Origin of the sequence: Mycobacterium sp. (assembly GCF_019243155.1) — a bacterium.
Taxonomy (GTDB): domain Bacteria; phylum Actinomycetota; class Actinomycetes; order Mycobacteriales; family Mycobacteriaceae; genus Mycobacterium.
Window position 1 is genome coordinate 1 of the sequence record NZ_JAFAUS010000366.1, and the last position, 10,828, is coordinate 10,828.

Annotated in this window: 10 protein-coding genes; 1 reads left to right on the forward strand and 9 read right to left on the reverse strand. The window is 66.6% G+C overall.

The features are described 5' to 3' along the window. The 9 genes from JOZ00_RS18865 to JOZ00_RS18905 all read right to left on the reverse strand — a co-directional run. The coding region (locus JOZ00_RS18865; RefSeq protein WP_293346309.1) for a ferrochelatase at positions 1-636 on the reverse strand (636 nt) is incomplete at its 3' end. Positions 637-642: 6 nt separating this feature from the next. After that, positions 643-1,452 (reverse strand): NADH-dependent enoyl-ACP reductase InhA, encoded by an 810-nt coding sequence (gene inhA, locus JOZ00_RS18870; protein ID WP_293346311.1) that lies wholly within the window; start codon positions 1,450-1,452, stop codon positions 643-645. A gap of 13 nt (positions 1,453-1,465) precedes the next feature. Then, on the reverse strand, positions 1,466-2,230 hold the full coding sequence (fabG1, locus tag JOZ00_RS18875; RefSeq protein ID WP_293346313.1) for a 3-oxoacyl-ACP reductase FabG1: 765 nt from the start codon (positions 2,228-2,230) through the stop codon (positions 1,466-1,468). 63 nt (positions 2,231-2,293) lie between these two features. Continuing rightward, positions 2,294-3,301 carry a VWA domain-containing protein gene (locus JOZ00_RS18880; RefSeq protein ID WP_293346315.1) on the reverse strand — a complete coding sequence of 336 codons (1,008 nt, stop codon included), beginning with the start codon at positions 3,299-3,301 and terminating at the stop codon, positions 2,294-2,296. Further along, complete coding sequence (locus JOZ00_RS18885) at positions 3,298-4,209, reverse strand: DUF58 domain-containing protein (protein ID WP_293346325.1); 912 nt, start codon at positions 4,207-4,209, stop codon at positions 3,298-3,300. Before JOZ00_RS18885 ends, JOZ00_RS18880 begins: the two co-directional genes overlap by 4 nt. A gap of 53 nt (positions 4,210-4,262) precedes the next feature. Then, positions 4,263-5,399, reverse strand: a complete 1,137-nt coding sequence (locus tag JOZ00_RS18890; RefSeq protein ID WP_293346317.1) for a MoxR family ATPase — start codon at positions 5,397-5,399, stop codon at positions 4,263-4,265. Between the two features lie 149 nt (positions 5,400-5,548). Beyond that, entirely contained in the window at positions 5,549-6,289 is a 741-nt protein-coding gene (gene ripB, locus JOZ00_RS18895; protein ID WP_293346327.1) for an NlpC/P60 family peptidoglycan endopeptidase RipB, read from the reverse strand. Between the two features lie 25 nt (positions 6,290-6,314). Then, positions 6,315-7,754: an NlpC/P60 family peptidoglycan endopeptidase RipA gene (gene ripA, locus JOZ00_RS18900; protein ID WP_293346319.1), complete on the reverse strand. Its 1,440-nt coding sequence runs from the start codon at positions 7,752-7,754 to the stop codon at positions 6,315-6,317. 239 nt (positions 7,755-7,993) lie between these two features. Then, positions 7,994-8,581 carry a DUF6676 family protein gene (locus JOZ00_RS18905; RefSeq protein WP_293346321.1) on the reverse strand — a complete coding sequence of 196 codons (588 nt, stop codon included), beginning with the start codon at positions 8,579-8,581 and terminating at the stop codon, positions 7,994-7,996. A gap of 177 nt (positions 8,582-8,758) precedes the next feature. On the opposite strand from JOZ00_RS18905, the gene JOZ00_RS18910 reads away from it, so the two are divergent. Beyond that, on the forward strand, positions 8,759-10,828 hold a 2,070-nt coding region (locus JOZ00_RS18910), incomplete at its 3' end, for an aconitate hydratase (RefSeq protein ID WP_293346323.1).

The window sequence follows — 10,828 nt, forward strand, 5'->3', positions numbered from 1 at the left end:
ATCGTGATCGGCGTAGCCGGCGGCCGCAGCGACCAGCCTTGTGGCATAAGCGACTTGGCGGCTGTACAGGCGTGGACCGCAGCGCTCGTCGGCGGCCACCGGGACCGAATGCGCGGTGAACACCAGTCGCGCGTCGTCGCGCAGCGCGGCGGGCAGGGTCGCCGAGGCCGCAGCGACGGACTCGGCGAACATCTCCACGAAGAGCGGATGGTCGAAATAGGTGCGCAACTTGACCAACTCGGGCGCATCCGGCCCGGCGGCCCGGCGCGCCCTGGCGATGTCCTCGACGTACTGCGTGCAGCTGGAGTATCCGCTCCACGCCGACGTGGTGAACACCGCGGCACGGCGAATTCCGTTGTCGCGCATGGTCGCAACAACGCCTTCGACGTAGGGCTCCCAGTTGCGATTGCCGAAATACACCGGCACGTCCAGCTCCGCCTGCAGCTGGGTGATCAGCGCCAGGTTGATCCCGTTGATCGGCGAGACCCCGCCGAAATGCAGATAGTGCTCGGCGACGGCGTCGAGGCGTTCGGGCGGCACGTTGCGGCCGCGGGTGACGTTTTCCAGGAACGGCCGGACCTGCTCGGGCCCCTCCGGTCCGCCGAAGGACAGCAGCAGGACCGCGTCAAAATTCATTGCCGTCTACAGCAATTGGGTGCTGGCGCCGCCGTCGGCGTAGATGATGGTCCCGGTGGTCGCCGGCAGCCACTCCGAAAGCAGGGCGCACACTGTCTTGGCGACCGGAGTGGGGTCCTTCATGTTCCAGCCGATCGGGGCGCGTTGATCCCAGCCCTCCTCGAGCAGCTGCATCTGGGCACCGGCCTCCTCGCCGAGCGCGCCACCGACGATCGCGCTCATCGCGAGCGTCCGGATCGGCCCGGCGGCAACGAGATTGGAGCGCACCCCGGACTTGCCCGCCTCGCGCGCGACGAACCGGTTGACCGACTCCAGCGCGCTCTTGGCGACCGTCATCCAGTTGTAGGCCGGCATCGCCCGGGTCGGGTCGAAATCCATGCCGACGATGGAGCCACCTGAATTCATAATCGGCAGTACCGCTTTGGCCAGCGAAGCGTAGGAATAGGCCGAAATGTGGATGCCCTTGGACACGTCTTCGTAGGGCGCTTCGAAGAACGGGTTGACACCCATTCCCGTCTGCGGCATGAAGCCGATCGAGTGCACCACACCGTCGAGCTTGTTGCCCTCGCCGATCTCGGCGCTGATCCGGTCCGCCAGGGAGGCCAGGTGCTCTTCGTTCTGCACGTCGAGTTCGATCAGCGGGGCCTTTTCCGGCAGCCGATCGGCGATGCGCTGAATCAGCCGCAACCGGTCGAATCCGGTCAGTACCAACTGTGCGCCCGCTTCCTGGGCCACCTTGGCGATGTGAAACGCGATCGAGGAGTCGGTGATGATCCCGGTGACCAGGATCCGTTTACCTTCGAGAATTTTTGCCATGTCTGTCCTTTGCTCAGTGACCCATGCCCATGCCGCCATCGACCGGGATGACGGCACCGGCGATGTAGCTGGCATCTTCGGAGGCCAGGAAGCTGACCGCCCCGGCGACCTCCTCGGCGGTGCCGACCCGCTTGGCCGGGATGAATTCCAGCGCGCCCGCCTGAATCCGCTCGTCCAGCGCACGCGTCATTTCGGTGTCGATGTAGCCCGGGGCCACCACGTTGGCGGTGACGCCTGCCTTGGACAGCTCCCGGGAGATCGAGCGGGCCATGCCGATCAGGCCGGCCTTGGCGGCCGCGTAGTTGGCCTGGTTGCCGATACCCCAGCTGCCGGAGACCGAACCGATGAAGATGATCCGGCCGAAACGCTTGCGCTGCATGCTGCGCGAGGCGCGTTGGGCCACCCGGAACGCTCCGGTGAGGTTGGCGTTGATGACCTCCTCGAACCGCTCCTCGGTCATCCGGATCAGGAACGCGTCTTTGGAGATGCCGGCATTGGACACCAGCACCTCGACCGGCCCCTGATGTTCCTCAACCTCTTTGAAGGCGCGATCGACGGCCTCGTTGTCGGTGACGTCGCACACGACGCCGAACAGTCCCTCGGGCGCACCTGATCCGCGATGCGTGACGGCGACTTTGTGGCCGTCGGCGGCCAGCCGCTGCGCGATCGCCAGACCAATCCCCCGGTTTCCGCCTGTCACCAGGACCGAACGGGATACGAATGCGGGTTTGCCGCCCCTGGCGGCGTGGTCGGCGAGATCGGTGGCTGTGTCAGTCACCCGGCCAACTTATCGCCTCGGTGCGGCGGGTCTGACATCTGCCCCTCCCGTGTCGAGATGGGATCAGGTCGGCAGCCGGCGGTTGATGAGCAGCGCGGCCAGCGCGGCGACCGCCAGGACCAGCGCACCCAGGCGCAGCCAGCCGACGCTCGCGTCGCCCTTGATGGTCTCGTAGCCGATCTGCTGCTGCAGCGACGAGTAGACGGCCTTCAACTCGTCCAAGCTTGCGGCACTGTAGGAGTTGCCGCCCGAAAGCTGCGCCACCTTCCTGAGCGTCTCGTCGTCGACGGGCACCGGTTGGCGCTGGTCGTTGATCTCGACGAATCCGTATGGCGTGCCGAAAGAAATCGTCGAGATCGGCACGCCCTGGTCCTTGGCGGTGCGCGCAGCGGTGAAGGCGCCCTTCGGATTGTCCGGGTTGGTCGGCATCGTTTCCTTGCCGTCGGAGAACAGCACGATGCGCGCGGGCGGCGGTGTGTCACCGCCACCGATCACCGCGCCCACGGTGGCGATGGCCTGCAGCGCGGTGAAGATGCCTTCCCCGGTGGCGGTGCGGTCGGCGTACTGCAGCTTATCCAGCGCGCTCTTGGTGGAGTCCCGGTTGGTCGTCGGCGACACCAACACCGTCGCGGTCCCCGCGTAGGCGATGAGTCCGAGGTTGATCCCGGGGGTCAGCTCGTCGGCGAATTGCTTGGCGGCTTCCTGCGCGGCGGCCATCCGGGTGGGTTGCACGTCGGTGGCGCGCATCGACTGCGACACGTCGATCACCAGCATCACCACCGCGCGGTTGCGGGGAATCCGCACATCGTTGGTCGGCCCCGCCATCGCGATGGTGAACAGCGCCAGCGACGCCACCAGCAGGATCGCGGGAACGTGCCGCCAACGCGAAGGCCGTTTGGGGGCAACGCTTTCCAGCAGCTCCATGTTGGCGAACCGCAGCATCCGCCGCTGCCTGGCCACCTGCATGACGATGTAGAGCGCGGCGAGCCCGACGACGAGGAGAAGGAAAAGGAAGAACCACGCGTGTTCGAAGCCCGACAGCGACATCGGACCGAGTAGAGGAAAAGTCACTGCCGCCCCGCGAGTGCCCCGCGCCGGCGGGACTCGACAAAACGGACGATCTCGGCGATCCAGTCACGGTCGGTGCGCAGGGTCAGCATCGGGGCGCCGCAACTGCGGATCGTGCGCGCGACATCGGCGCGGTGCGCCGCGGCCGCCTTGGCGAAATCCTCGCGCAGCTGCGCGTCGATGGTGAACTCGCGGGTGACGCCGGACTCGGCGTCCTGCAGTACCACGTCGCCGATGTCGGGCAGCTCGACATCGCGAGGGTCGATGACCTCGATGGCCAGCACCTCGTGCCGGGCCGAAACCGCACGCAGTGGACGCATCCAGTTGATCGGGCCGAGGAAGTCGCTGATGATCACCGCCATTCCGCGGCGGCGTTCCGGCCGGCGCAGCGCGTCGATGGCCGTCGCCAGGTCGCCGCGCACCCCGACCTTCGCGCGGGGCATCGTGGCGATGGTGCGCAACAGGGTGTGCTCGTGCTGGCGCCCGGAGCGCGCCGGAACGCGAGTCGTCGTCTCCCCGTTGGCGATCAGCGCGCCGAGCCGGTTACCGCCACCGCTGTTGAGGAACGTGATCGCGGCCGCGGCGGCCACCGCCAGATCCCGCTTCTCGCACACCGTGGTGCCGAAGTCCAGGCTGGCCGACATGTCGACCACCAGCCAGGTCTCCAGTTCGCGGTCGGCGATCATCTGGCGGACGTGGGGATGCGCGGTGCGCGCGGTGACGGCCCAGTCCATCCGCCGGACGTCGTCGCCGGGCTGATACTCGCGCGACTCCCCCGGCTCTGACCCCGGGCCCGGGATCAGTCCCAGGTGATCGCCGTGGAGAACACCGTCGAGCTTGCGTTTGACGGTGAGCTCGAGCGTGCGCAGTGCCGCGGACAGCTTCGGGTCGACGAGCTGCCCGCGCTGCATCGACGGCGGATGAACCTGAGCCGCGGACTTGTCCGCGGCGGACCCGGCGTCGGTCACCGACCGCTGGCCGCCCCGGCGCCCTGCATCACCGGGGGTACCGAATGGCCTTGCTGGGGAACGGCATTCACCTGAGGCAGGCCAACCGTCTGCAGCACCCGGTTGATGACGATTTCCGGTGAGATCTCATCGGCGAGCGCGTCGTAGGTGAGCACCAGCCGGTGCCGCAGCACGTCCGGGATGACATCCACGACGTCTTGCGGGATCACGTAGTCGCGGCCGCGGACCAGCGCCAGCGAGCGGGATGCGGCGATGATGCCCAACGAGGCACGCGGGGACGCCCCGAACGAGATCCAGGCCTTGACGTCGTTCATGCCCAGCTGCTCGGGATGGCGGGTGGCGGTCACGACACGCACCACGTAGTCGACCAGCGCATGGTGGACGAAGTTGTTGGCCGCGATGTCCTGCAGGCGCAGCAGGTCGCCGGTGTTCAGAATCTGCTTGGGCTCCGGGGGTTTGACACCCATCCGGTAGATGATCTCGCGCTCCTCCTCGGGCGAGGGGTAGCCGACGTTGATCTTGAACAGGAACCGGTCGCGCTGAGCCTCGGGCAGCGGGTAGACACCCTCGTGCTCGATCGGGTTCTGGGTCGCCATCACCAGGAACGGGTTGGGCAGCGCGAAGGTCTTGCCGCCGATGGAGACGTGGCGTTCCTGCATGACCTCCAGCAGCGCCGACTGCACCTTGGCCGGCGCGCGGTTGATCTCGTCGGCGAGCAGGAAGTTGACCACCACCGGGCCGAGTTCGGTGTCGAACTCCTCCTTGCCCTGACGGTAGATGCGGGTACCGATGATGTCGGTCGGCACCAGGTCGGGCGTGAATTGGATGCGCGCGAACGTCCCGCCGACGACCCGGGCGAACGTCTCGACGGCCAGCGTCTTGGCCACGCCGGGAACACCCTCGAGCAGGACATGGCCCTTGGACAGCAGGCCGACCAGCATCCGCTCCACCAGCTGGTCCTGGCCGACGATGATCCGTTTGACCTCGAAGATGGCCCGTTCAAGGGTATGGACTTCGGCGGCCAAGCCGTTACCGCCGCCGGCCGTCGGGGCTTCGTGAGCCGGCGAACCGGATTGCCCGCCCGGGCCGGAGTAACCACTGGCGCCTGGGGGCGGCCCACCTGCTGCTGTCATTACTTCCCTCTCTCGGCTCAACCGACAAGCCCATTCGGACACAACTGCGAAGGGCAGCGACGTGCCCGCGTCCAACTATTCCAGGCTCGCCGGATTCCGTCGACGCTGGTGGTTCGCGCGCGGGATGTCGCCGGGCGACCACGCGCGGATCAGTACTCGATGATCCTAGTCAGGAACGGCGTCATGCCGGGCCGGCGAACCGGGCTGATCGTGACCTTGGCGGCGCTTCCCGATGCCTCCAGCATCTGACCGTTGCCCAGGTACATCGTGACGTGCTGGCTGCCGCCCGGGCCGTAGAAGATCAGGTCGCCGCGGCGGGCCTGATCCTGCGGAATGTGGCGGCCGGCGTTGTACTGGTCACCGGAGAACCGCGGAATCAGCACGCCGACCCCGGCGAAGCCGTAGCGCATCAGTCCCGAGCAGTCGAACCCGGTGATGTTGGCGCCGTCCTCGACGCCCTTGCTCGGGCCCTGCAGCGTGCCACCACCCCAGGAATACGGCACGCCCATCTGCGACCCCATCCGCTTGATCACGTACTCGATCGCCTGCCGGCCGTTCGCCCGGGGAATCTTGCCCGCCCCGGTGTTGGTCGGGCTCGGCGTGGCGTCGCCGCCCAGGTTGATTCCCAGCCCGCCGAGAAATTGCTTGCCCAGATCCAATGTGGTCTGGGTGGCCTGCGCGGTGGCTTGCAGCGACTGGTTGGCAACCGCGAGCGGGTCTCCCGGCGCGCCGGCGCTGATCGTCGCGGGCAGGGTGGGGTCCCACTGGCCGGGATCGGCCGCCGCCAGCGGAATGGCGCTCGCCCCGGAAAAGGCCAGAGAAAACATCAGCCCGGTCACCACAGCGGTGATCCAGGCGAAGTTGACGAGTCGAAACCGCTTGCGGCGCATGGCTCCCCGTTCAGTGCTCACTCGATCACCACTCGATGTAACGGATCACGTAGGGCGTCATGCCGCTGGTGCGCACCGGCGCAACGCGGACCTTCAGGCCGATGTCCGGAGCCTCGAGCATCTGGCCGTCGCCGAGGTAGATCGTCACGTGCTGGCTACCGCCCGGCCCGTAGAAGATGACGTCACCGCGGCGCATCTGCGACGACGGGATCTTGCGGCCCAGGTTGTACTGCGAACCCGAGTAGTGCGGAAGCTTGATACCCACGCCGGCGAACGAGTACAGCACCAGGCCGGAGCAGTCGAAACCGGTGATTCCGGCGCCGGAGTCGATGCCCTTACTCGGGCCCGCGGCGTTACCGCCACCCCAGGAGTAGGGCACACCGATCTGCGCCATACCGCGCCGGATCACGTATTCGGTGGCCTGCCGTCCGTAGACCCGCGGGATCCGTCCACCCGGGCTGGCGTTGTTGATGCCGGTGTCGTCGGGCTTGAGGATGCCCAGCGACTGCAGGAAGCCCTTGCCCATGTTGGCGGTGACCTGCGTCGACGTGGCCGAGATGCCGAGCACCTGGTTGATCACGGCGATGGGGTCACCCGGGACGTTGGCACTGGGCACCATCGGCAGCGTGGGGTCCCATGCGCCGTCCCACCGGCGGGCGCCGGCAGTAGGCGGCGGCGCGCCCGGCGACCCGGTCTCCCACCGGTCGCCCGACGCCGGCGCCCCGGGTCCGCCTGGGCCCGTTGACCATTGGCGACCCGATTGGCGCTGGGCAGCCTCGAGCCTGGCCTGCGCCTCGTCGCGTTCGGTGGCCAACCGGGTGATGGTCTCGCGTTGTTCGTCGAACTTCTGCTTCGAGGTGTTCAGCGCCGACACCGCGGCATCCTGACTGCCCTTGGCGTCCGCGGCGGCCTTGTCGGCCTTCTGCTTGGCCAGCCGCGCGGCCGACTCCTTGTTCACCTGCTCGGTCCGCGCCCGCTGCAGCTTGGCCATCACCGATTCCGAGCTCGCGGTCAGGGACTTGGCCGCGGCTTCGGTGGCGATGATGTCGTCGGGGCCCGTCGCGGTCAGGTAGCCGCTGGAGGGGCCATTCATATATGTGGCCGCCGCGAATGTGTCGAAGCGGCGCTGCGCGGCCGCGATTGCCGCGTTGGCGTCTTTGACCGACTGCTGGCTGGCGTCGACATCATGTTGGGCCGCAACGGCGTTGTCCCGGGTAGTCTCGACGTCGACGAGAGCTTTGTTGACGCTCTCCTGCTCCGTTTGGATTTCGGCGCTCAAGTCGTTGAGCCGCTGATTGGCTTTGGCCACGTTCGCGATCAGCCCAGCCATCCGGTCGGCGGCGGGATCCCCGTGGGCCAGCCCCGGCGTTGCCGCCAACATGGCCACGCTCAACACCGACGGGATCGCCGACCGAACCAGCCGCGCGGCCGGTCCCGTGGGAGACCCCCAGCGTGTGCGTGTCATTCGACTCAGGTCTCCTAGGGCTCAACGCGACGGACGGCGCCAGCCACGGACTTCACTGAAAGCGCCAAAGACAACACCAGCATCATTTGCACCGTACGTCACACCTGTTGGCGTGCAAACGCCCCACGAAAATCGCACTCTCTACGTGCGTTTACTGTGACCGAACGGTGATCTGCGGCATTTGCCGACGTGACGCGAGATTGGGTGCCGGCCTGGGCGACGGGGCCGGATATGCGTGGTTAGGCGCCGTTAGCGGGCTCCGCCGGCTCCGGCTGGGCCGTCTCGGCGAGCGTTGCTGACCGTCTGCTGCGCGTCTGCAGAAGCCGGGTGCCGACGGCGGCCGCCAACACGGCGATCAGTAGGAAAATGGTCAAGCCGGTCCAGGGAAACTCCCCGTCATCCAGCTCGTGCAGGAAATGCTGTGCCGACACCACCGGATTGCCGGTTTTGGCGTGGTCCTCGCCTGCCTCGAGCGTGACGCGGGGGAACTGCGTGCTGTAGGTGCCGACGTAACTCGGGCTCAGCGTCAGGACCGTGGCGTCGTGGTAGTCGGCGCCGACGACCGTGGAGATGTCGCGCAACGGAGTGTCGTTCGGCGGGTTGTGGTCGAGGAACACGATCTTGAGATTGATGCCCTCGGCGTGGGCCTGGTTGACCACGTCGAGGAGGCCCTGCTTGGCCGCGGGCGGCGCGCTCACACCGGTGGCGGCGACCTCCGCCTTGACCGCGGTCATGTCGACGTCGACCGGTATGTAGTCCGGCGGGACGGGGTGGAAGAAGACAGGGGCCGCCGGTAACGGTGCGGCGAACGAATCGTGCCCAGTCATAGACCCGAACCCTAGAGGATTCCCGGCCGACTCGGCCGCAGGGGTTTAAACCGTCGGCGGGCGCGACAAACTGGAAGATACGGGTGCCCGCGGTAATGCAGGACAAGCGTACTGTTAAAGTTGGCATGCGCCGCCGACACGGCCCGTCGGCGGGAGAACTTAATCCTGGGAGTTGATGTGAGTAGTAAGGATTCTGTGAACTCGTTCGGAGCGCGCGACGACCTCAAGGTTGGCGATAAGAGCTACCAGATCTATCGTCTCGACGCCGTCCCCAACACCGAGAAACTCCCTTACAGCCTCAAGGTCCTCGCCGAAAACCTGTTGCGCAACGAGGACGGCAGCAACATCACCAAAGAGCACATTGAAGCCATCGCGAACTGGGATCCCAAGGCAGAACCCAGCATTGAGATTCAGTACACTCCCGCGCGCGTGGTGATGCAGGACTTCACCGGTGTGCCGTGCATCGTCGACCTGGCCACCATGCGCGAGGCCATCGGCGACCTCGGCGGCAAGGCGGAGAAGGTCAACCCGCTGGCCCCGGCCGACCTGGTGATCGACCACTCGGTGATCGCCGACCTGTTCGGCACCGCGGACGCCTTCGAGCGCAACGTCGAGATCGAGTACGAGCGCAACGGCGAGCGCTACCAGTTCCTGCGTTGGGGGCAGGGCGCTTTCGACGATTTCAAGGTAGTCCCGCCGGGCACCGGCATCGTGCACCAGGTCAATATCGAATACCTGGCCAGCGTCGTGATGGAACGCAACGGGGTGGCCTACCCCGACACCTGCGTGGGCACCGACAGCCACACCACGATGGTCAACGGCCTCGGGGTGCTGGGTTGGGGCGTGGGCGGCATCGAGGCCGAGGCCGCGATGCTGGGTCAGCCCGTGTCGATGCTGATCCCGCGGGTTGTCGGCTTCAAGCTGACCGGGGAGATCCAGCCGGCCGTGACGGCAACCGACGTGGTGCTCACGGTTACCGAAATGTTGCGCAAGCACGGGGTTGTCGGCAAGTTCGTCGAGTTCTACGGCGAGGGCGTGGCCGAGGTGCCGCTGGCCAACCGCGCCACCCTGGGCAACATGAGCCCCGAATTCGGTTCCACCGCAGCCATTTTCCCGATCGACGAAGAGACGATCTCGTACCTGAAGTTCACCGGCCGTAAGCCCGAGCAGCTGGCACTCGTCGAGGCCTACGCCAAGGAGCAGGGCCTGTGGCACGACCCGAAGCACGAGCCCGAGTTTTCCGAGTACCTCGAACTCGACCTGTCCACCGTGGTGCCGTCGATCGCCGGTCCGAAGCGTCCGCAGGACCGGATCGAGTTGTCGGCCGCCAAAGCCACGTTCCGCGAACAGATTTCGAATTACGTCGACGGTGACGGCGACCAGGGCTACTCGAAGTTGGATGAGGCCGTCAGCGAGTCCTTCCCCGCCAGCGACCCGGGAGCACTGGAGAACGGCCACGCTGACGACGTTCCCAAGGTGGAATCAGCGGCCGCACACGCCAAGGGACGGGTGAGCAATCCGGTGACGGTGAAGTCGGACGAACGCGGCGAGTTCGTGCTCGACCACGGCGCCGTGGTGATCGCCGCGGTCACCTCGTGCACGAACACCTCCAACCCCGAGGTGATGCTGGGCGCGGCGCTGCTGGCCCGCAACGCCGTCGAGAAGGGCCTGGCCTCGAAGCCGTGGGTGAAGACAACCATGGCGCCCGGCTCGCAGGTGGTCAACGACTACTACGAAAAGGCAGGCCTGTGGCCGTATTTGGAGAAGCTGGGCTTCTACCTGGTCGGTTACGGCTGCACGACGTGCATCGGTAACTCCGGCCCGTTGCCCGAGGAGATCTCCAAGGCCATCAACGACAACGACCTTTCGGTGACGGCCGTGTTGTCCGGCAACCGGAACTTCGAGGGCCGCATCAATCCCGATGTGAAGATGAACTACCTGGCGTCGCCGCCGCTCGTTGTCGCCTACGCGCTTGCCGGCACGCTGGACTTCGACTTCGAGTCCGACCCGCTGGGCAAGGACAAGGACGGCAAGGACGTCTTCCTCTCCGACATCTGGCCGTCGCAGCAGGACGTCTCCGATACCATCGCCTCGGCGATTAACCAAGAGATGTTCACCAAGAACTACGCCGACGTGTTCAAGGGCGACGAACGGTGGCGCAACCTGCCCACGCCCAGCGGCAACACCTTTGAGTGGAGCGAGGATTCGACGTACGTACGCAAGCCGCCGTACTTCGATGGCATGCCC